General features: G+C 62.2%; 20 protein-coding genes. 6 read left to right on the forward strand and 14 right to left on the reverse strand.

The features are described from left to right. The first annotated feature begins 158 nt into the window (after positions 1–158). Complete coding sequence (locus tag NKJ72_RS10300) at positions 159–863, forward strand: MgtC/SapB family protein (protein WP_352476927.1); 705 nt, start codon at positions 159–161, stop codon at positions 861–863. Between the two features lie 103 nt (positions 864–966). Beyond that, the gene (locus tag NKJ72_RS10305; protein ID WP_352476928.1) at positions 967–2,229 is read left to right on the forward strand and encodes a DUF763 domain-containing protein; all 1,263 of its coding nucleotides are present in this window, start codon (positions 967–969) and stop codon (positions 2,227–2,229) included. Between the two features lie 10 nt (positions 2,230–2,239). Here NKJ72_RS10305 and NKJ72_RS10310 read toward each other — a convergent pair whose 3' ends face one another. The 7 genes from NKJ72_RS10310 to NKJ72_RS10340 form a co-directional block, all read right to left on the reverse strand. Then, entirely contained in the window at positions 2,240–2,683 is a 444-nt protein-coding gene (locus NKJ72_RS10310) for a PPC domain-containing DNA-binding protein (protein ID WP_254815764.1), read from the reverse strand. 24 nt (positions 2,684–2,707) lie between these two features. Further along, entirely contained in the window at positions 2,708–2,857 is a 150-nt protein-coding gene (locus NKJ72_RS10315) for a peptide ABC transporter permease (RefSeq protein WP_352476929.1), read from the reverse strand. Positions 2,858–2,965: 108 nt separating this feature from the next. Beyond that, positions 2,966–4,681 (reverse strand): HAD family hydrolase, encoded by a 1,716-nt coding sequence (locus tag NKJ72_RS10320; RefSeq protein WP_352476930.1) that lies wholly within the window; start codon positions 4,679–4,681, stop codon positions 2,966–2,968. A gap of 4 nt (positions 4,682–4,685) precedes the next feature. Next, complete coding sequence (locus NKJ72_RS10325; protein ID WP_352476931.1) at positions 4,686–5,657, reverse strand: SDR family oxidoreductase; 972 nt, start codon at positions 5,655–5,657, stop codon at positions 4,686–4,688. Between the two features lie 190 nt (positions 5,658–5,847). Continuing rightward, positions 5,848–6,150, reverse strand: coding sequence for a hypothetical protein (locus tag NKJ72_RS10330; protein ID WP_254815768.1), 303 nt, complete (start codon positions 6,148–6,150; stop codon positions 5,848–5,850). Positions 6,151–6,621: 471 nt separating this feature from the next. After that, positions 6,622–8,022: a phospholipase D family protein gene (locus NKJ72_RS10335; RefSeq protein WP_352476932.1), complete on the reverse strand. Its 1,401-nt coding sequence runs from the start codon at positions 8,020–8,022 to the stop codon at positions 6,622–6,624. Positions 8,023–8,085: 63 nt separating this feature from the next. Beyond that, positions 8,086–8,901: an endonuclease/exonuclease/phosphatase family protein gene (locus tag NKJ72_RS10340; RefSeq protein WP_302893445.1), complete on the reverse strand. Its 816-nt coding sequence runs from the start codon at positions 8,899–8,901 to the stop codon at positions 8,086–8,088. Positions 8,902–9,079: 178 nt separating this feature from the next. On the opposite strand from NKJ72_RS10340, the gene NKJ72_RS10345 reads away from it, so the two are divergent. Next, the gene (locus tag NKJ72_RS10345; RefSeq protein ID WP_352476933.1) at positions 9,080–9,490 is read left to right on the forward strand and encodes a DUF427 domain-containing protein; all 411 of its coding nucleotides are present in this window, start codon (positions 9,080–9,082) and stop codon (positions 9,488–9,490) included. 31 nt (positions 9,491–9,521) lie between these two features. Here the strand turns inward: NKJ72_RS10345 and NKJ72_RS10350 are convergent, their stop codons facing one another. The 4 genes from NKJ72_RS10350 to ku form a co-directional block, all read right to left on the reverse strand. Then, on the reverse strand, positions 9,522–9,938 hold the full coding sequence (locus tag NKJ72_RS10350; protein ID WP_352476934.1) for an HD domain-containing protein: 417 nt from the start codon (positions 9,936–9,938) through the stop codon (positions 9,522–9,524). Positions 9,939–10,068: 130 nt separating this feature from the next. After that, positions 10,069–10,440: an avidin/streptavidin family protein gene (locus tag NKJ72_RS10355; protein ID WP_352476935.1), complete on the reverse strand. Its 372-nt coding sequence runs from the start codon at positions 10,438–10,440 to the stop codon at positions 10,069–10,071. Between the two features lie 69 nt (positions 10,441–10,509). Then, positions 10,510–11,910: a PAS domain-containing HWE histidine kinase family protein gene (locus NKJ72_RS10360; protein ID WP_352476936.1), complete on the reverse strand. Its 1,401-nt coding sequence runs from the start codon at positions 11,908–11,910 to the stop codon at positions 10,510–10,512. A 93-nt stretch (positions 11,911–12,003) separates the two neighbouring features. Then, on the reverse strand, positions 12,004–12,837 hold the full coding sequence (ku, locus tag NKJ72_RS10365; RefSeq protein WP_352476937.1) for a non-homologous end joining protein Ku: 834 nt from the start codon (positions 12,835–12,837) through the stop codon (positions 12,004–12,006). A 125-nt stretch (positions 12,838–12,962) separates the two neighbouring features. On the opposite strand from ku, the gene NKJ72_RS10370 reads away from it, so the two are divergent. Further along, entirely contained in the window at positions 12,963–13,427 is a 465-nt protein-coding gene (locus NKJ72_RS10370; protein ID WP_352476938.1) for an NUDIX hydrolase, read from the forward strand. Between the two features lie 42 nt (positions 13,428–13,469). Here NKJ72_RS10370 and NKJ72_RS10375 read toward each other — a convergent pair whose 3' ends face one another. Further along, positions 13,470–14,087 (reverse strand): alpha-ketoglutarate-dependent dioxygenase AlkB, encoded by a 618-nt coding sequence (locus NKJ72_RS10375; RefSeq protein ID WP_352476939.1) that lies wholly within the window; start codon positions 14,085–14,087, stop codon positions 13,470–13,472. Between the two features lie 128 nt (positions 14,088–14,215). Between NKJ72_RS10375 and NKJ72_RS10380 the strand changes: the two genes are divergently transcribed. Next, positions 14,216–14,431 carry a KTSC domain-containing protein gene (locus tag NKJ72_RS10380; RefSeq protein WP_352476940.1) on the forward strand — a complete coding sequence of 72 codons (216 nt, stop codon included), beginning with the start codon at positions 14,216–14,218 and terminating at the stop codon, positions 14,429–14,431. A gap of 130 nt (positions 14,432–14,561) precedes the next feature. After that, a complete protein-coding gene (locus NKJ72_RS10385; RefSeq protein ID WP_352476942.1) occupies positions 14,562–15,644 on the forward strand; it encodes a sensor histidine kinase in 1,083 nt (360 codons plus the stop codon). A gap of 34 nt (positions 15,645–15,678) precedes the next feature. Here NKJ72_RS10385 and NKJ72_RS10390 read toward each other — a convergent pair whose 3' ends face one another. Beyond that, a complete protein-coding gene (locus NKJ72_RS10390) occupies positions 15,679–16,860 on the reverse strand; it encodes an acetate/propionate family kinase (protein WP_352477097.1) in 1,182 nt (393 codons plus the stop codon). Next, the gene (locus NKJ72_RS10395) at positions 16,860–19,271 is read right to left on the reverse strand and encodes a phosphoketolase family protein (RefSeq protein WP_352476943.1); all 2,412 of its coding nucleotides are present in this window, start codon (positions 19,269–19,271) and stop codon (positions 16,860–16,862) included. Before NKJ72_RS10395 ends, NKJ72_RS10390 begins: the two co-directional genes overlap by 1 nt. Positions 19,272–19,441 lie beyond the last annotated feature (170 nt).

Here is a 19,441-nt window from a genome sequence, read left to right on the forward strand (position 1 = left end):
ATCGCCGGGGTGAATCGTCGGCGGCGCAACCAAAATCCAGGCGCATCGTTTGTTGCCTATCGACGAAAAGAATTTGCGATGAAGACGCTCTTGCCCTTGTTCGTTTTGACCATGGCGCTATTCCTGGCCAGCAGCGCCTGGCCCGACGGGTGACCGCGATGCTCCTCGTTGTTCCGGTTTGGCAGGACATCGCAGCACGACTACTTCTGACCGCGCTCGCCGGCCTGTTGATAGGCCTCAACCGGGAAGCGCGCGGGCACGCGGCGGGGCTACGCACCACCGTGCTGGTCGGGTTGGCGGCCGCCATCGCAATGGTCCAGGCCAGCATTCTGCTGGGAACCGTTGGCAAGCACCCGGATTCGTTTGCATCGATGGACGTCTTGCGCTTTCCGCTGGGCGTGCTGACCGGCGTCGGCTTTATCGGCGGTGGCGCCATTCTTCGCCGTGGCAGTCTTGTCAGCGGCGTCACCACGGCGGCCACCTTGTGGGTGATGACGGCGATCGGATTGGCTTTCGGTGGTGGCCAATACGGCTTGGGCGCGGCCGGCACCGCACTGACGCTGGCCACCTTGCTCGTCCTGAAATGGGTGGATCTTCGAATTTCGCGCGAACACCACGCCCAGTTGGCAGTGACCTGGAAGGCCGCAGCCCGACAGGAACTCGATACGATGATCGGGCCGCTTGGCTACCGGGCACGCCTCGTCGCGATAGAGAGGCGCCCGGATATCAAAGACCCTGTTTTCTCGTTCGAGATCAGTTGGAGACGGCCGGACACTGGCGCACCGCCAATAGATCTGCTGGAATCGGTGGGCGAGCATTGCGAGATCCAGAAGTTTGATCTCCTCAGCGAACCTGCCCGCTAGCTGGCGGCTTGCAACGATCGCGGCCTGAATCAGGCCATAGCTTCTCCACACCCCTTTCGATACCTATCTGTCGAGGCAGGACTCAAGGAGCAAGCAAAAGACCGTGGCACAGCGATCGGGAAGTGCTGATCTCCCACTTCACGGCGGGCGCGTACCGAAATGGCTCGGCGACCGCATGACGCGGCTTGGCGCGGTCATGTGCGAGGCGATCATCCACCATTACGGCCGCGATGAATTGCTGCGCCGGCTGGCGCATCCGTTCTGGTTCCAGTCTTTTGGCGCCGTGATGGGGATGGACTGGCATTCCTCCGGCATCACCACCAGCGTCGTCGGAGCGTTGAAGCGCGGGCTGTCGCCGCTTTCCGGCGAACTCGGCATCCACGTTTGCGGCGGCCGCGGCGCGCATTCGCGCAAGACCCCGCATGAGCTCGCCCTGATCGGCGAGCGTGTCGGCCTCGACGGGCAAGGCCTCGCGACTGCCAGCCGGCTTGTCGCCAAGGTGGACAGCGCCGCGGTCCAGGACGGTTTCGATCTCTATCTGCACGGCTTTATCGTCACCGACGACGGCAAGTGGGTGGTGGTGCAGCAAGGCATGAACGGCGACAGCAAGGTGGCGCGCCGCTATCACTGGCTGTCCGAGGGCCTGAAGAGCTTTGTCGACCAGCCGCATGCTGCCATCGAGGGCGCCAATCAGGGCGAGATCGTCAACCTGACCGACCGCCGCGCCGAAGCGTCGCGCCAGGGACAACTGGACCTTCTGCACGGCCTTGGACCGGATCGCATCGTGAGGGAACTTGCCGCTTTGGAGCGGGGTTCGGCGCCAGCGCCGGAGCCGGCGCAAAAGCTGTTGCCGCATCTGGTGATGCCGGCGCACCACGATGTGCGCGAAAGCGATGTCGTCATGCGCCGCCTGCACGGCAACATCGCCGCGGCGGCCGAGCGCGGCCCGACGGATTTCGCCGAGCTTCTCCTGGTGCCCAATGTCGGCGCGCGCACGGTGCGGGCGCTGGCGTTGGTCGCCGAAGTCGTGCATGGCGCGCCGTGCCGTTTTTCCGATCCAGGACGCTTCTCGCTGGCGCATGGCGGCAAGGACAGGCACCCGTTCCCTGTGCCGCTGAAAGTCTATGACGAGACGATCGGCGTGCTGAAGTCGGCTGTCGAAAAGGCCAGGCTCGGCCGTGACGAAGAGATCGGCGCCTTGCGGCGGCTGGACGACCAGTCGCGGCAGGTCGAGCGCTATGTCACCGGCCCAAGCCTGAAGGAAATCGTCGCCGGGGAGTTCGAGCAATCGCATCTGCTCGGCGGCCGCAGCGTCTTCGGTTGGGAGGGTGTACCCGAAACGGCCGCAGTCAAATCAACGAAGTGATCGGCTCGGATCAAGGCTCCAGGTCGATCAGGGCGACGCCGAGTTCGGGATGATGCCTGCGGCGCAGATGGCCAGGCGTCTCCACCAATGTGACCTCGAGCGTCGGCCGCACGATTCCGTCCAGCAGATGACCACCCCTCGTGGTGCCGTCACTCAATCCAAGGACTGCGTGGACGTGCAGGCTGGGCCTGCCGTCGTCGCCGATGGCAACATCGCCGATCGCGCTCAGCACTTCGCACTGTTCCTGGATGGGGATTTTCCGGTAGGTCCTTTCTCCAGGGTCGAACCAGCCGACGGTTGCCCTTTCGAAAGCGCCGAGCGCAGTCAGCGACGCGCCGCCGACGCCACGCTCGACCGCAAACGACGTCAGTTGCGCAAACGCCTCTTCGCCGGGATCAAGCACAACCACAAACGTTCTCTGCCCGGCGCTTTCGGCAACAAGCTGTGATTTCATGATTTCGCTCCAGCCGTCAGGAATTCAAACCCACCACACCAGCAATGCCAGAAAGACGAGACCCACCAGGCCGGCGATGAAAATGATCCGGCGCGCCCGCGTCCGCAGGATCTCGCCCTGCCGCGCCTGCTCCGCCGAAAAGACAGGACCATTCTTGTCCGGGTCGCTGCTCATCCATCGTCTCTTTCCGGGGCAATTATTCGGCATTGATTGGATCTGGCGCCCGATAGAACACAATTTCGTTTTGGCGGATGAGGTTCCACGGCTGGGCGCCGTTTGCATCTATTCCTTTGGCGCGGTGGCGGGCGCGGTATAGCGGCGGCGCACTGCGTCCAGGATGTGGTTGCGGCTCTCCTGCGCCGAAAGTGTGCCGTCTTTCTCCGCCTCCGCGGTCTCGCGCGCCAGTTCCTTGTCCCTGATCTGGTGGCGAAACCATTCGGAATAGTCGCCGGCGCGCAGATGATGTTCCCAGGTCCTGTCGTCGATGCCCTCGGCGATCTGGGCGAAAATCATCAGATTATGGGCGCGGAGGTTCATTGCATTGTCGGGGCCGCGGAAATAGAAGCTGCCCTTCTCGTCGAGCTGGCCCTCGGCATATTTGCGGCTGTGGCGCTTGAGCGACTGCCGCGGCTCGATCGGCTCGACCATGGCAGGTTTCTTGTGCGCCTGCGGCCGCCAGAACAGCACGCGCTCGTCTTTTGGCGAGCTCAGATCCTTGTCCTTTGGCGATTCGGTGCCGGTCTCGCGGCAGAACGTCTTGATGACCTTTTTTGCCTTGGGGCCGAGTGCGATGACGGCGGTGACCAGCCGCAATGCATCGGTTGAGATCGCGTCCGGATGAACCGTGATCAGGATCGTGCCGGGCAATTCCATCGCCAGCACCATTGGGGTATCGTCGCGCCGCTTCGGCAGGAGGTGATGCGCCTCGTCGATGATCAGCCAGTGCGGTCGTGCCGTACGGAAACGAAGACTGCCGAGGCCCGGCAGCAGGTCGGCAAAGAAGTCCGGCCGCTCGTTGACACGCAGCGCCAGGCCATTGACGACAAGATTGTTGTCGGGCTTCTCCAGGAGATCGAGCAATTGCGTTTTCGTCGGCGCGTTCGAGCCGTCGCCCAGCCGGACCGCGCCTTCGAGGCCATCGTAGTCGCCTTCCGGATCGAAGATGCAGAACTGGAACTTTCTCTCGACGAAGCGCTCCGTCAGTGCGGTCGCCAGGGTCGATTTGCCGATGCCGGAGCTCCCGGCGATCAGCACCGTATCGGTTGGCGACAGATACACCTCCTTGCCGTCCTCCGAGCCAAGCACAATGCCGTCGCGGCTCGGCACAAGCTCGCGATCGCGCTCCACCACCTTGGCGATCAGTTCCTCGACGCCTTTTCCGCGCGCGCCGCGTGTCACGAGATCCGCCGTTTCCTTGACTGCCGGCAGTGCGTTGTCGACGGCGACGCTGAAGCCGCAGGCGCGCAGGAAGGCGTGGTCGTTTTCGGCGTCGCCGACACCGACGACGTTGTGCGGCGACAATCTGAGGTCCTGAAGCGCGGCTGTCAGGCCGGTCGCCTTGTTGATGCCGCTGGGCAGGATCATCACCGCGCCCTTGTTGAAGATGATTTCCAGCTCCAGCCCCAATTTCTTGATGACCTCGAGCGCGGTAGCCTGATGCGGTTCCCAGGTTGCGACGATCGAGCGTCCGACCGAAAGCGGTTTGACACCGCGTTTCCTGAGTTTGGCGATGAGCTCGGGGGCGGGCGGCGGAGATATCGTCCGCTCCTCCTCGCTGGCCGGCGTGTAGATCAGCGCCCCGTTTTCCGCGACCACCTTGTCGAAGATCGCGACTTCGGGAAAGACGCGTTTGAGGTCGGGCAGCTCGCGCCCGGTGACGAGAATGAGTTTGCGGCCGCTCTTCTTGAAGCGTTCAAGCGCCGCAAGCGTCTTCTCGGCAACGACCCCTTCATGCGCCAGCGTGCCGTCATAGTCAGTGGCCAGGGCAACGAAATACATGCCGTCAGTAGCCGCCCACGATCGGCAATATCTCGCCGGTAATATAGCTCGAGCAATGTGACGAGGCGAGGAACACGTAGGCCGGCGCGATCTCCTCCGGCTGGGCCGGCCGTTTCATCGGCGTATCCGCGCCAAATTTCGAAACATCGCCGGCTTCCTTGTCCGAGGGGTTGAGCGGCGTCCAAACCGGCCCCGGCGCCACGGCGTTGACCCGTATGCCCTTGTCGACAAGGTTGCCTGAGAGCGCGCGGGTGAAGGCATGAATGCCGCCCTTGGTCATGGAGTAGTCGACCAGTTGCTTCGAGCCCTCGATGCCGGTCACTGAACCGGTGTTGATGATCGCCGAACCGGGTTTCATGTGCGGTACCGCCTCCTGCGCCATGTGGAAATAGCCGTAGAGGTTGGTCTTCAGCGTCGTGTCGAAATGCTCCTCGGTGAGCTCGCTGAAATCGCTGGAGTGGATCTGGAAAGCGGCATTGTTGACCAGCACGTCGATGCGCCCAAACTCCTGCACGACCTCAGCCACCGCGTTGTGGCAGTGGTCGCGTTCGCTGACATCGGCTTTGATCAGGATGCAGCGCCGGCCTTCGGCTTCGACGGCCCTTTTGGTCTCTTCGGCGTCCTTGTCCTCCGAGAGATAGACGATCGCCACATCGGCGCCTTCACGCGCATAGAGCACGGCCACCGCACGGCCGATGCCTGAATCGCCGCCGGTAATGACGGCCACTTTGCCGTCGAGCTTTTTCGATCCGATGTAAAATGGCGCATCATAAAGCGGCGCCGGCTCGATCGCCCATTCATGCCCCGGCTTCGGCTGGTGCTGCTCGGGGAAGGGCGGCTCGGGATATTTGCGGGCGCCGGCCTGCATAGCGCCTTTTTGCTTGCCATTGGATTTGGACTTGTCCTTCTCGTCGATACGGCGCTGGATATGCCGCTGCTTGGCGGCCTCGCCGGCGATTTCCGATTTCATCTGCATGGTCATCTCCCTGGCTTGAAACCCAACAACGCATGTCCGGCGAAAAGGTTTATGCCATGGCGTCATTCCTTCAGTCCGGAGCGGATTGTGCGAAGTCTGAGCCACGGCAACCCGCTGCAGTACGAACCCGCTGAAAATGCCCAGGAGATTGCGGCGTCCTCAGCGGCGCATTTGTTCGGCCCGCCCTGAATCACAGATTGTTCTGCAGTGTCGCCCGACGGCTGGCTCCAGCCGTCCTATTCATGTCGCTGCCCCTGCCATTGAGTTGCCTGGCCTCGTCCTCGGCTGCGTCTTCGAGCTTGGCGACCAGCAGATCCTTGAGGTCGCCAACCTCTTCCTCGATGTCTTCGATGGGTACCCCGGCGTTGGCCGCCTCTTGCTTACATTCCCTGGCGAGGATTTCCGCCTCCTTTTCAAGCCTGATCGGAGGCGGCGGCACATGAACGTTTTCGTGAATCCAGTCCTGCAAGAATTCTATCGCATTAGCACTCATGGTGCTCACCTGTAGCGGCAAACTGTAGTGTCATTAACGTACGTGCTGCAAAATGGATGCTTGGCAACGCCGAATTTCAAACAGCGATACTTAACGATAGCGTGATCGCCAAAGAGCTAGAGCTTTGCAGTCAAGCGAAATCATTTGGCGTCGCAGAATGCCGCTAACCAGACATTTGGGGCGGGGTGTAATTTGCAGGCATCCCGCCCTAAGACGCGTTGCGCCGTCGCGCCGGTGTTGCGCGGTTCGGGTCGCCTGACGGCCGAACATCGTCACCTGCGGCAGATCGTGTCGGCCGCTCAGCGACACGGTCGGCACGCATTTTGCGTTTATGCGCCATCCAGAACGGCAAGAGCTCGGCAAGAAAACTGTATAGCGTGGTCTTCATCGGCATGCTCCGGACCGGATTACAACTCGTGATCCCGCATTTCCGTTCCGACAAAGTGTCGCGTTCCAACAAATCCGTCGCTTCTACAATTGCGATTCGATCGGCAGGCACCCAACCAGCGCTGCAACGATGCGCCGATAGAGACTGGCCTCCGGTTCACGCGAATATCGCCGCATCTCGCCATCCGCCAAGCCGAGCCACCGCAAGGCGCCTTTGTCCAGGACCAGCTGGTAGCTCGTCTGCGGTGACTTTTCGTGCTCGAACAGCCGGCGCAACTCCATTACCAGATTGATATCGTGGAAAAGCACGCCCATTTCCGCATTCAACGACACCGAACGCGGATCGAAATTGAAGGAACCGACAAACCCCAGCGTGTCGTCGACCGTAAAGGCCTTGGTATGCAGGCTGGCTCCCTTTGAGCCGAAAACGGAGATGTTGGCCTGGCGGTCGAAGGGCTGCAATTCGAAAAGCTGGATACCTTTTTTAAGCAGCTTGCGGCGGTATTTGGCATAGGCGCCGTGCACGGCGGCGACGTCCGTCGCGGCGAGCGAGTTGGTCAGGATTGCAACCTCGGCGCCACGGTCCACCAGCTTCGACAGGATGGCCAACCCGGTGCGGCTGGGGATGAAATAGGGCGAGACAATTTCGAGGCGCTGCCTGGTCGCCGCGATAGCGGGAAGCAGCTCCTTTGTCAGCCAGTTCCTGCGCCTCTTGCCGCGCACCTTTTCCGGCGGATCGGAAATGACGCGAACGCCTTTCGTCCAGCAGACGTCGCTGTGCGCTACAATGAACTCCGTGATCGTGCGCCAGGCACGGAGGCTGTTCAAAAGCTGGCCATCCGTGGTCGCATCGAGATTGTTGAGGAAATCGGCGCGCGAACCCACCGCAGCCGGGTTGAGCAGCTGAATCGGCTTTGCCGCCTCGCAATTCCAGAACGCCTCGAAGATACGCATCGTCTGCTCTACGGCAGGACCGAGAAGCAACAGGTCGAGATCGCGAAAATTCGTCTCGGCAGCGTCGAAATAGGCATCGCCGATGTTCCTTCCGCCGACGATGGCCAGGCCCTCATCGGCGATCCAGGCCTTGTTGTGCATGCGGCGGGTCATCGCAAACAGCCGGGCGACCATCTCCAGCGAGCGAAAGATGCTGCCGTTCCTCATGCCGCTGGGATTGAAGAGCCTCAGCTCGATGTTCCTGTAGCTGTTGAGCGCCAGGTAAGCGGCGTCGCTGTTGCGCGGATTGATATCGTCCAGCAGCATTCGGACGCGGACACCGCGCTCCGCCGCCTTGACGACCTCCTGCATAAGCAGCCGGCCGCTATGGTCGTCGTGCCAGAGATAATACATCAGGTCGAGGCTGCTTGTGGCACTGCGCGCAGCAAGGATTCGCGCGGCAAACGCGTCATAATTGTCGGCGATCAGCAGCAACCCGGTATTGTCGGCCGCGATCTTGTCCCGGGCAAACCGCGAAATGGCTGTATCCATCAAGTGCACCGGCAAACGTCAGCGAAGCAAACCGTCTGAAATCTGACTAACAACCCTTCAGGTTCATTCTGGTTGCAGTCGTGGCTGCCGTATCGCGTCCAGGTTCAGCCGGGCCTTGATCGGCAGATGATCGGAAGCCCGCTGCGCCAGCGGCGTCTTGTGCACCTCGATGCTGGAAATCAGGTGCGGCGGCCTGGCCAGGATGCGGTCGAGCGCAAAAAGCGGAAAGCGCGACGGAAAGCTCGGCAGAACCGCATCGATCGGACCGAAATGCGGCAGCAGGGCCAGCAGCGAAGACCTGTTGCGGACGCGCCATTCGTTGAGGTCGCCAAGCAGGATTGTTGGCCGCAGAACCGGGTGCGTGGCTTCGACCAGCGCGTTGGCCTGCTGCGAGCGCGACCGCCGCAGCAGGCCAAAATGTGCGGCTATGATCCTGAGCGAGACGCCCTTCAGCTCCAGATCCGCGATGACCGCACCGCGCGGCTCAAGGCCGGGCAGCCGGATCTGGTTCACGCTTTCGACCACGCCGCGGCGCGCCAGGATCAGATTTCCGTGCCAGCCATGGCTGCGGCGGTTTTCCGGGACATGTGTGGGGACGAGGTCGCTGTCCCGCTCGAGCGCTGCGAGATCGAGCAAACCCTGCCTGCTTCCGGTTCTTTCGTCGGCCTCCTGCAAAGCAATGATATCGGCGTCGAGTTCCTTGACCACGGCCGCGACCCGCTCCGGATCGAACCTGCCATCGGTGCCGACGCATTTATGCACATTGTAGGATGCAACCGTGGTGCACGAAATTTCATTGCCGGGCGCCGTAAACCGCGGCACTTCCCTTCGCAGCGCAGCGCCAAGCGACCTTGGAAGGGTAGGCGATCGATCCAGCATCTGATCCATTTGCTGTTGAGTCGGCGAGTGGCGGCCATTGCGATTATGGCGCGTGCGGAGGTCTGAAACAACGACGAACCTTGCAAAACCGTTCCACCACCGGCCTCGGCGCGCGGTCTGGAACCCTGACGGGCAACAACACGTTTCGGGAGGGCAGCGCAGTCTACGGAGAAGTCGAATGCAGCCCTTAGCCGCAAATTCCGCCCCCCAGCCAGGCCCGCTCAGGATTGTCCCGTTCGATGGAACCGTAACCGTTCGGTTCTCCGACGCCATTATTGCATCGAGCGCGCGGGCAAAGCTGCTCTACGAAGACGGTCACGATCCTGTCTTCTACATACCCTTCGAGGACATCTATTTCGACCTTCTGGAGAAGACGAACACAACGAGCCACAGCCCGCTGAAGGGCACGGCAAGCTATTGGCGTGTTCATGCGGTCGGCTCGTCGGCAGAAGACTTCATGTGGGCCCACGAGACGCCCGACACCCCGGCACTGGCGATCGCCCGCCACGGCGCGTTCGATCCCGGCCGGGCGCGGATTGAGGCCGATCCCGCGGAGGACAAGCGGCATACGCCGCACGTCACCGAATAGACCCACATCGGCGACAGGCGCCAGCCTTCCGTCAGCTCGCGAACTCTTCTCTGAGAATGCGCAGGCCGGCTTCGTATTTCTCTGTCGAGGCACCGATCTGCCGTGCCTGCCATAGATTGTCGACAAGATCGGCGCGCTTGACCGGCAACGCCAGCGGGTTGGCCGCAGCCCTGCGAACGAACACGGAATCGTCCTCGTTCGGCCGCCGTGTCAGTGCGTCGACGGCCGATACGATGGACGGCCCGAACCCGGCCGCCTCAAGCCGGTCGCGGTTCCAGCCGTCGCCTTTTTCGATGACGTCGTGAAGATAGGCGATGGCTTTCTGGTCGAGCGTTTCGACGGCATCGACGACCCGGCGGCAATGTTCGATATAAGGCCGCCCTGTCTTGTCCGTCTGCCCGGCATGAGCCTGTTCGGCGATTTTCGCTGCGCGATAAAGCACGCTCATTGGGTCGATCCCGTAACGAACAGCACATGTCCTGGCGCACCAACGCGCCATTGTCAGTGCGAGTTCCTACGCGCCGCGGGACCCTGCTGCCTCGCTTGCGAGCTGAATGCCGCGGTGGCGGGCGCGATAATCAGGAGACGCGTTCAAAACTGTCGAGGCTGGTTCCAAAGGCACGCCAGGCGGGGAGTTTCCTGGCTCGGGCCGGCGCCCCTTCCTTTTCCGCCGACAAAGCGGCATCCGCAACGGTGTGCCATAGCATCTCCAGCTTCCCCTCCCTGAGGATGCCGGTATAGCTCACCGCTGCGGCTCCGACACGCCCTTCGGCCGCGCAGGTGAATCCGATGACATCTCCATGGCAGGCTCCGAACAGCGGCACCGTCGTGCCGAAGAAGGCGCTGTCCTCCAGCGCCGTCCTGAAGGTTCCGCGGATCCGTCCGCCCTCTTCGCTGGTCAGTTCGACGACCGACCCGTACTGGTTCCGCCAGGTGCCCAGCCAACTCATCGCGGCTCCTCCTGATTGCTGCCATAGGGATTACGTTGGCACACGGCCTCCAAGCCGCGGTAGCGGCCTTCAATCAGCCGCAATGCCAGCCATCGACATCTGAACGAAGCGCAGCGGCGCTTCCAGCGTCCAGGTGATGCCGTGCCTCTCAAATTCCAGGCGGCCGGTGCCGCTGAGCGCCTGCGGGGTGACGCGTTTGAGCACGACCGTTCCGAAACCGCGTCGCGTGTTTTCATCGACCAATGGTCCGTCCAGTTCCCGCCAGACAAGGCGGAAGCCGTCGCTGCCATCGGCGGCTGGCGTCACGGTCCATTCGACCTCGACCCGCCCGTCGAGGCGCGACAGCGCTCCGTGCTTTACCGAATTGGTGGCCAGCTCGTGAAAGGCAATGCCGAGATATTGCACCGCATTCGGCTGCAGCATGATCATCGGCCCGCTCATCGACAGCCTGGCCTGTGTCGCGAAGGCCTTGGTCTGGGCATGGATTAGTTCGCCGATAGTCGCGCCACGCCATTCGGCATCGACCAGCAGATCGTGTGATTCCGAAAGTGCCATGATGCGTTCCCGGACCTGGGAAAGGAAAGCCTCTGGCGTACCCGCCAGCTTGCTGGTCTCGCGGATCATCGAGACGATCACCGAATACTGGTTTTTAACGCGATGGTTGACTTCGCGCATGAGTGTGCGGATACGCCGTTCGCTGTCCTTGTGCGGGCTGATGTCGCGCGCGATCTTGGAAGCGCCGACGATACGCCCAGTGCCGTCGCGTATCGGCGAGATGGTGAGCGAAACCGGAACCAGGGTGCCGTCCTTGCGCTGCCGGATAGTCTCATATGAAGGAATCCGTTCGCCGGCGCGAATGCGGCTGATGATCATGGCCTCCTCATCCAGGTGGTCGGGCGGGATGAGCATCGTCACTGGGCGACCGATCGCCTCCGCGGGCGTGTAGCCGAACAGGCGTTGTGCCGCGTCGTTCCAGCTGGTGATAATGCCGTTCAGGTCTTTCGACACGATCGCGTCCATCGAAGATTCGACGATGGCAGCGAGCCTTATGCTGGCGTCGTCAGCCAGTGCCTGGGTGCGCAGGTCGAGCAAGGTGTTGATGGCGCCGACGACCTCACCGTTCGCATCGCGAAGCAGGACCGGATGCGCGCTGAACGGGATGAACTGGCCGTCCGGCCGCTCGGCGATCGCCCGGCCCCCAGGAACGTCCCGCTCCTCCAGCAAGGCAACGGCCATCGGACATTCGTCGTGCGCCATCGGCCGTCCGTCGAGGTGGCGAAGCTTCCATGATCCGCACCAGCGGTCCTGGCCGATAACCGGACGATATCCCCAGAGATCGGCAGCGGCTTCATTGAAGAAGGTGACGTAGCCTTGTCTGTCGGTGGTGTAGACAGCCACAGGCAACGCCTGCATCAGATCGGCGGAGGAAACTTGCGGGATTCCGCCAGTCTTTAGTTCAACGACGTCCACCAGTCCCCCGCTCCGCTTGGCTTGCCGACGGATTGCTACGTCATCTAAATGCGCGCGAGCGTTTTCGGTTCCGTTCGATCCGCTTTCGGACATTCAGGCTGATCTGCGTTTCGCGGCCGTTCCCGGGCCTTTGTTAGGCGCCTTGCCGCCTTCCTGCGCCAGGCTTCTGCGCAGAATATCGGCGAGGTTGACGACATTCGTCCTCGGCGCAGGTGCCGGCTTGGGCGGTTTCTTGCCCTTGCGCTTGGCTTCGATCATCGCAACCAGCGCCTGTTCATAAGTGTCTTCGAACTTCGACGGGTCGAATTTGGCGGGCTTCTTGTCGATCAGCAATTGCGCGATTTCCAGCATCTCGGGATCGACCTTGCGAGCCTTCAGTCCTTCGAACACCGCGTCGGTTGCGACCACTTCATTGTGGTTGCGTAATTCCGTCATCACCATGCCCTTGCCCAGCGGCTGGATCAGCACCTCTCGGCCTCGCTGGTACAGCACGACGCAGGACCGGGCTGCCACTTTCTTCCTGGCCATGGCGTCCCGGATCACCGCGAAGGCCTCAGTGGAGGGCGCGTCGGCCGGAACCAGATAATAGGGCTTTTCGAGGTAGCGTGCGTCGATTTCGGCGGTGGGCACAAACTCGCCGATCTCGAGCGTGTGCTGCGATACCATCTTTAGTTTCTTGATTTCGTCCGGCTCTATGCGGATGAATTCGCCCTTCTCGACTTCATAGCCCTTTACCTGGTCGGCAGCCTCCACCGTATCGCCGGTCTCCTCGTCGATATAAGCGCTCTTGACCGGGAGACCGTCCTTGCGGTTCAGGATCCTGAAATGCACTTTCTCGGCCTCGCTGACGGCGCCGATGATCTTGACGCCACAGGAAACCGATCCGACCTTCATAAAGCCCTTCCAGGCAGCTCGCGGCGTCGCCATGTCAATCACTCATTTGCCGAACGGACGGAACGGCTGCGAGCCGAAATCGTTCCGCCGTGGCAGGCTGGTCCGTACGCCGGCCCGGACGAGAACATTCGGTTCATTTTCGTCAGGGGAATAGCGGAATGGCCAAACGCAGCGCAGGGTTGCTCATTTATCGCCAAAGCCGAGGGTCACTTCAGGTGCTGCTGGTGCATCCCGGCGGCCCATTCTGGGCGAAGAAGGACGACGGCGCATGGTCGATCCCGAAGGGCCTGGTCGACGAGAACGAAGACGAACTGACGGCGGCAAAACGCGAAGCCGAAGAGGAGCTCGGGGTCGCCATCGATGGAGTTTTCGAACACCTTGGCAGCTACCGGCAGCCGGGCGGCAAGCTCGTCGTCGCGTGGTGCGTCGAAGCGGACTTCGACAGCGACGCCATAAGCAGCAACACCTTCGTCATGGAATGGCCGCCAAGGTCCGGCTCGATGAAGGAATTTGCCGAAGTCGACAGAGCGGGCTGGTTCTCCCTGCCTGAAGCCAACCTCAAGATACTGAAAGGCCAGCGCGCCATGCTGGCGGATTTGGCCGGTCGGCATGGCGACCCATGAAATCGTATCGGCTCAGTACTTCAGGGCGGCGCCTGGCTTGCCTTACGGCGCTATCCCAAGCGAATTTTGAGCGCGCAACGTGCGCAATGTGATCGAATAGCGGTGCTCGGCGACCGGCGGAATGCTGTGCTCCCATTCGTTGCGCGCAGCACCCGTCATCAAATAGGCTGATCTTGGCTCGACGGTGACCGTCTTGCGATCCCATCGCGTGCCGTTTTTCCGGCGCAGGCGGAAGCTGCAGGCGGCCAGCAGCGAAACGCCGGCGACCACTTCGAAATGAGGCTTGTCGCGATGCCAGCCGATACCGGCGCCCGGCCGGTACTCGTTGATCAGCACCTGCACGAACGTTTCGGCCGGCAGGCGGGCAAAGGCTGCAACTTTGTCCCTGAGCGGCAGCAGAAAGCCGGGTATCGGCGGTGCTTCGACGACTTCGCGCCGGTCGTAGTCGTAACGCAGCCCGAAGCCGACCACCCGCCGGTTTGCCAGATGGCCGTGAAAGTCGAAGGGCTGAAAAGGCAGGCCGTCGAGCTGGCTTGCCAACGCTGCTTCCTCGTCCGGCGTGATCAGTTCGGGCCGGTAGCGGAATCCTTTCGGCAGGTCGTCGGTGGCGGCAAAGAGATCGCCCTGACGGGCTGCAGCCGATGTCTTGAGCGGTGGCATCAACTGTACTTGGTGAAGCCGGCCCGTAGCGGCAAGGCTGCTTCGGCAGCAAGGAACCTCGCTCTCCGTGCAGGGTTATTCACACGATGGCGTGGATTGGAGCACTGCCGAGCATTGGAGCTGTCGAGATGCCTTCAACTGCGATCAGAAACATCGACTACCAGCCGGCGACGAGGGTACTCTCGGTGTGGTTCGTCCCGAGCGGAAACCGCTATGATTACGAGGACGTTCCGCCGCAGGTCCACGCCGCGTTCCGCAAGGCTTCGTCGAAGGGCCGGTTCTTCAACGAACATATTCGCGACCGGTATAAATACCATCTGGTCGAGCAGAGCCATTCGAGCTGAGTCTTCCGACGCTTCTCAACCATGATCTCGGCTCTCCGCCATTCGTAGCCGCGCGGCAATGAGCGGACTTCGCAGTTGGTGAGCGACCTGATATTGATCATGGTTTCACCGGAAACATCGAAAGCCTGGAATGCCCGCCGAAGTCGAAAAAACCGAGCAGCTCCAGCAATTGCTCGATACCCCGCATCTGGCGGGCGTGCTGGATAGCGAACAATTCAAGAGATTTCTCGACCAGCTGCCGATCGCGATCGCAATTTCCGATCTCAGCGGCGACGAACGTGTCGTCTATGTCAATTCCGAGTTCCAGAAATTGTCAGGCGTATCCGTCGCCGAGCTCGAGCGCTGGAACTGGGCCGCACTGAGCGGAGAAGGCTTGAGCGAATACAAGGACCGGCCGCTGGCCCGGGCCATCGTCGAGGATATCGATCGTGCGGGAACATTCAGGATACAACGTGCTGCCGCAGCGCCAGCCATCGTCGATGTCTATTCGAACCTGATCGAGGACGAGCGCGGGCGACGGTCCTTTCGACTGGTCGCCCTTGTCGACGTTACCGCGCACAAGGCAAGCGACAGCGAGGCCATCGAACAACGCATTCGGGAAAAGGACATGCTGCTGCGCGAGTTGCAGCATCGGATGAAGAACAATCTCCAGATGATCACGGCTCTCATCAGATTGGAGGCCCGCAGTGCGGCGTCACCCGATCAGAAACGCTTCGAGCGCCTCGCCGGCCGCGTCGATGCGCTCGCAATTCTCTACCAGACGCTGTCGGTCGACGAACAGAAGGCCGAAGTGGACCTTGGCGTCTATCTCAGCCAGATCGCTTCCGCCGTGATGACGTCGCACGCCATGCAGGGCATCCGGCTGGACATGAAGGTCGATACCTATCCCGTGTCCATCAACGTGGCGATGCCAACGGGTCTGGTGGTCAATGAGCTTTTGACGAACGCGCTGAAACACGCCTTTCTGGGTCGCGAAGGCGGGACGATCACGCTGCGCAGCGTCGTCGACGGAGACGGTTTTCGCATCGTAGTCGCCGATGACGGCATCGGCCTGCCCGAAGGCGAGACCTGGCCGAAACCCGGCAAGCTCGGCGCGTTGATCGCTCAATCGCTGATTGAAAATGCCAAAGCCCGGTTCGAGGTGGATTGTGCCCCCGGCAAAGGAACGCGGGTGACCATCGTGTTCAACAGATCGGCCGCCGTCGCGACGTAGCCGGCCGAGCAAGCGCCATTCAAGGCCATCCGCATCAGCCAGGCCCGTCGATCACCTTGCGCGTGTGGCGGGCGATTACACCTTCTTCGTCGGTTGCGATGACGCGGACTTCGACCTTGCTGTCCGCCTGGCTTATGAGCGCTTCATGGGAGCTGTTGTCGGCTTCGTCGATCGCCACGCCGAGCCAGCCAAGCCTGCCGCAAATCGCTTTGCGGGCCGCGGCAGAGTGCTCGCCGATGCCGCCGGTGAAGACCAGGCATTCCAGCCCGCCCAGCGTATTGGCGAGGGCGGCAACTTCCCTGGCGGCGCGGAAGGCGAAAAGCTCCACCGCTTCGCGCGCCCGGCGGTCATCGCTGGCCTCCAGCGTGCGCATGTCGCCGGAAATGCCGGACACGCCGAGCAGGCCGGATTCCTCGTAGAGCATGTCTTGCAGCGCCTCTCCCGAAACGCCTCTTTCCAGCAGGAGGTACAAAAGCACGCCCGGATCGATGGCGCCGCAGCGTGTGCCCATGACCAGGCCGTCAAGCGCCGAAAAGCCCATCGTCGTATCGACGCTTCTCCCGTCGCGCATGGCGCACAGGCTCGCCCCGTTGCCGAGATGGGCGACGATGGTTCTTTTCGCCGCCAGATCGGGCGATATCTGCTTGAGCCGGCCCGCGACATATTCGTAGGAAAGCCCGTGAAAGCCGTAGCGGTGGATGCCGTCTGCCTCATAGCGGCGCGGCAGCGCAAAACGGCTGACCAGAGGCTCGATGGTCCTATGGAAGGCCGTGTCGAAGCATCCGACCTGCGGCAGGTCGGGCCGCAGCGCGGCAAGCGCCCGGATTGGTGCGAGGCTGCGCGGCTGGTGCAGTGGCGCAAGCGGCGTCAGCCTGTCGAGAGCCTCGATAACTGTCGGCGTCAGGCGGACAGGTTCGACGAACTCGCGTCCGCCATGGACGATGCGATGGCCGGCGGCGATCAGTTTCCTTCCGCCAAGTTCGTTCTCGATCCATTGCAGCATCTGGCCGAGGCCCATGTCGGGCGATGCGTCCGCGGCAAGTGGCCGATCGCACTGCAGCTCGCCATCGGCGGCTTTTGCGGTCAGCCTTGGCGCATCGCCCAGATCCAGCGAACCGCGCGACGCAAGATCCAGCTCGGCGGATGCTGCAAGGTCGTAAAGTCCGAACTTGATGCTCGACGAGCCGGCATTCAACGCAAGGATCGATCGTAGCATCAATCGCCGGCCCTTGTCGCGCCGTCCTGTGGCCAGGACCATTTCTGGATCTCGGGCATGTCCTCGCCATGTTCGCGGACATAGGCCTTGTGCTCAGCTAATTTCCCATGCAGCGCCGCGGCAAGCTCCTTCGCCCGCTCGGCCAGCCCCGGCACACGCGCGATCGCGGCGAGCGCCAGATGATAGCGGTCGAGCTGGTTAAGCACGACCATATCGAACGGCGTCGTCGTCGTGCCTTCCTCGCGAAAGCCATGCACATGCATGTCGTCGTGGTTGGCGCGCCGATAGGTCAGACGGTGAATGAGATAGGGGTAGCCGTGATAGGCGAAGATGACCGGCTTGGCCTTGGTGAACAGCGCGTCGAATCTGTCGTCGGCAAAGCCATGCGGATGTTCGGAATTCGACTGCAAAATCATCAGGTCGACGACATTGACGACGCGGATCTTCAGGTCCGGAACGCCCGAGCGCAGGATGTCGGCTGCGGCAAGCGTCTCCAGCGTCGGCACGTCGCCGGCGCAAGCCAGGACCACATCCGGATCTTCGCCCTTGGCAACCGTCCCGGCCCATTCCCAGATGCCCGCGCCGGCCTTGCAGTGCGCTTCCGCGTCCTCGGCGGACAGCCATTGCGGCGCCAGCTGCTTGCCGGCGACGATGACGTTGATGCGGTTGTAGGTTTTCAGGCAATGGTCGGTGATCCACAGCAGCGTGTTTGCATCCGGCGGGAAATAGAGCCTTACCGTGTCGGCCTTCTTGTTGGCGACGAAATCGGCAAAGCCCGGATCCTGATGGCTGAAGCCGTTGTGATCTTGCCGCCAGACATGCGAGGTCAGCAGGTAGTTTAGCGAGGCGATCGGCTTGCGCCAGGCAAGTTCGCCGGAGGTCTTCAGCCATTTGGCGTGCTGGTTGACCATGGAATCGACGATGTGGACGAACGCCTCGTAGCACGAGAACAGGCCGTGGCGGCCGGTCAGCAGATAGCCCTCCAGCCAGCCTTGGCAAAGGTGCTCGCTGAGCACTTCCATGACGCGGCCGCCGCGGGAAAGATGAACGTCGTAAGGCTCGATCCGCTCCATCCAGACCCGGTCCGTAACCTCGAACACGTCGTCGAGGCGGTTCGAGGACGTCTCGTCGGGTCCCATCAGCCGGAAATTCCTGGCCTCGGCGTTCAAGCGGATCACGTCGCGAAGATAGCTCCCCACGGTCCGCGTTGCCTCCCCAACAGTGCCGCCCGGACGCGGTACGTCGAGCGCCAGGCCTTTCCAGTCGGGAAGCACGAGGTCTTGCTTCAGCAGGCCGCCATTGGCGTAGGGGATTGCGCCCATGCGTCTTGGCCCTGTGGGCGCCAGCGCCGCGAGCTCCGCCAGGAGATGCCCGCCTTCATCGAACAGCGTCTTCGGTTCGTAGCTGCGCATCCAGTCTTCGAGGATCTGGCGGTGCGCCGCATCGCCGCGTGCGTTCGACACCGGGACCTGGTGCGAGCGCCAGAAATCCTCGACTCGTCTGCCGTCGACCTCTTTCGGCCCGGTCCAGCCCTTTGGGCTGCGCAGCACGATCATCGGCCACAGCGGCCGCTCTCCCTTCCAGCCCGCGGCTCGTGCAGGCTCCTGGATGGAGTGGATCCGGTCGAGCACGGTATCGAGCGTGCGGGCCATCTCCCGATGCATCGGGGCAGGCTCGTGGCCTTCCACGAAAAAGGTTTCGTAGCCATAGCCGAGGAACAGGCTGCGCAACGCCTCGTCTTCCATACGGCCGAGGATCGTGGGGCTGGCGATCTTGTAGCCGTTGAGATGCAGGATCGGCAGGACGGCACCGTCGGATGCCGGGTTCAGGAACTTGTTGGAATGCCAGGCCGCGGCGAGCGGGCCGGTCTCGGCTTCGCCGTCGCCGACGACGCAGGCAACCACAAGGTTCGGATTGTCGAAGGCGGCGCCGAAGGCATGGACCAGCGCATAGCCGAGCTCTCCGCCTTCGTGGATCGAGCCGGGTGTCTCCGGGGCAGCGTGGCTCGGCACACCACCGGGGAACGAGAACTGCCGGAACAGCTTTCGCAGGCCGTCTTCATCCCTGCCGATCTCGGGATAAATTTCGCTGTAGGTGCCCTCGAGCCAGGTGTTCGCGACCATTGCCGGGCCGCCGTGACCCGGCCCGCAGATGAAAAGAACATCGAGACCACGTTCACGGATGATCCGGTTCAGATGCACATAGATGAAATTGAGGCCGGGCGTCGTGCCCCAATGGCCGAGCAGCCGTGGCTTGATGTGCTCGGGCCGCAAGGGCTCGCGCAAGAGCGGATTGTCGAGCAGATAGATCTGGCCAACCGAAATGTAGTTCGCGGCGCGCCAGTAGCGGTCCATCAGATCCATCTGGTCAAGGCCGGTTGTTTGCGCAGTGGTGCGGGCCTCGTCGTTCATGGAAATGCCTCCGGAATACCCTCGTCCGTCGTTATCTGGAGTGGCGTCGCCTCGGAGAAAGGATTTGCCTCGAAATAAGTTTGGGCGGGCGCGGCCAGCTCCCGCTCGCCGATCCTGCAATCCGCCTCGCCCGACAAAAAGCGGGTCGGTCTTTTGAGGAACCTCGGGGC

This window comes from Mesorhizobium sp. M0045 (assembly GCF_040323385.1).
GTDB lineage: Bacteria > Pseudomonadota > Alphaproteobacteria > Rhizobiales > Rhizobiaceae > Mesorhizobium.

Bases quoted from the DNA above. Each gene is read 5' to 3' on its own strand.
- NKJ72_RS10300 (WP_352476927.1), top strand. From the start codon at position 159: ATGCTCCTCGTTGTTCCGGTTTGGCAGGACATCGCAGCACGACTACTT.
- NKJ72_RS10310 (WP_254815764.1), bottom strand. From the start codon at position 2,683: ATGAAATCACAGCTTGTTGCCGAAAGCGCCGGGCAGAGAACGTTTGTG.
- NKJ72_RS10315 (WP_352476929.1), bottom strand. From the start codon at position 2,857: ATGAGCAGCGACCCGGACAAGAATGGTCCTGTCTTTTCGGCGGAGCAG.
- NKJ72_RS10320 (WP_352476930.1), bottom strand. From the start codon at position 4,681: ATGTATTTCGTTGCCCTGGCCACTGACTATGACGGCACGCTGGCGCAT.
- NKJ72_RS10325 (WP_352476931.1), bottom strand. From the start codon at position 5,657: ATGCAGATGAAATCGGAAATCGCCGGCGAGGCCGCCAAGCAGCGGCAT.
- NKJ72_RS10330 (WP_254815768.1), bottom strand. From the start codon at position 6,150: ATGAGTGCTAATGCGATAGAATTCTTGCAGGACTGGATTCACGAAAAC.
- NKJ72_RS10335 (WP_352476932.1), bottom strand. From the start codon at position 8,022: ATGGATACAGCCATTTCGCGGTTTGCCCGGGACAAGATCGCGGCCGAC.
- NKJ72_RS10340 (WP_302893445.1), bottom strand. From the start codon at position 8,901: ATGCTGGATCGATCGCCTACCCTTCCAAGGTCGCTTGGCGCTGCGCTG.
- NKJ72_RS10345 (WP_352476933.1), top strand. From the start codon at position 9,080: ATGCAGCCCTTAGCCGCAAATTCCGCCCCCCAGCCAGGCCCGCTCAGG.
- NKJ72_RS10350 (WP_352476934.1), bottom strand. From the start codon at position 9,938: ATGAGCGTGCTTTATCGCGCAGCGAAAATCGCCGAACAGGCTCATGCC.
- NKJ72_RS10355 (WP_352476935.1), bottom strand. From the start codon at position 10,440: ATGAGTTGGCTGGGCACCTGGCGGAACCAGTACGGGTCGGTCGTCGAA.
- ku (WP_352476937.1), bottom strand. From the start codon at position 12,837: ATGGCGACGCCGCGAGCTGCCTGGAAGGGCTTTATGAAGGTCGGATCG.
- NKJ72_RS10370 (WP_352476938.1), top strand. From the start codon at position 12,963: ATGGCCAAACGCAGCGCAGGGTTGCTCATTTATCGCCAAAGCCGAGGG.
- NKJ72_RS10375 (WP_352476939.1), bottom strand. From the start codon at position 14,087: ATGCCACCGCTCAAGACATCGGCTGCAGCCCGTCAGGGCGATCTCTTT.
- NKJ72_RS10380 (WP_352476940.1), top strand. From the start codon at position 14,216: ATGCCTTCAACTGCGATCAGAAACATCGACTACCAGCCGGCGACGAGG.
- NKJ72_RS10385 (WP_352476942.1), top strand. From the start codon at position 14,562: ATGCCCGCCGAAGTCGAAAAAACCGAGCAGCTCCAGCAATTGCTCGAT.
- NKJ72_RS10390 (WP_352477097.1), bottom strand. From the start codon at position 16,860: ATGCTACGATCGATCCTTGCGTTGAATGCCGGCTCGTCGAGCATCAAG.
- NKJ72_RS10395 (WP_352476943.1), bottom strand. From the start codon at position 19,271: ATGAACGACGAGGCCCGCACCACTGCGCAAACAACCGGCCTTGACCAG.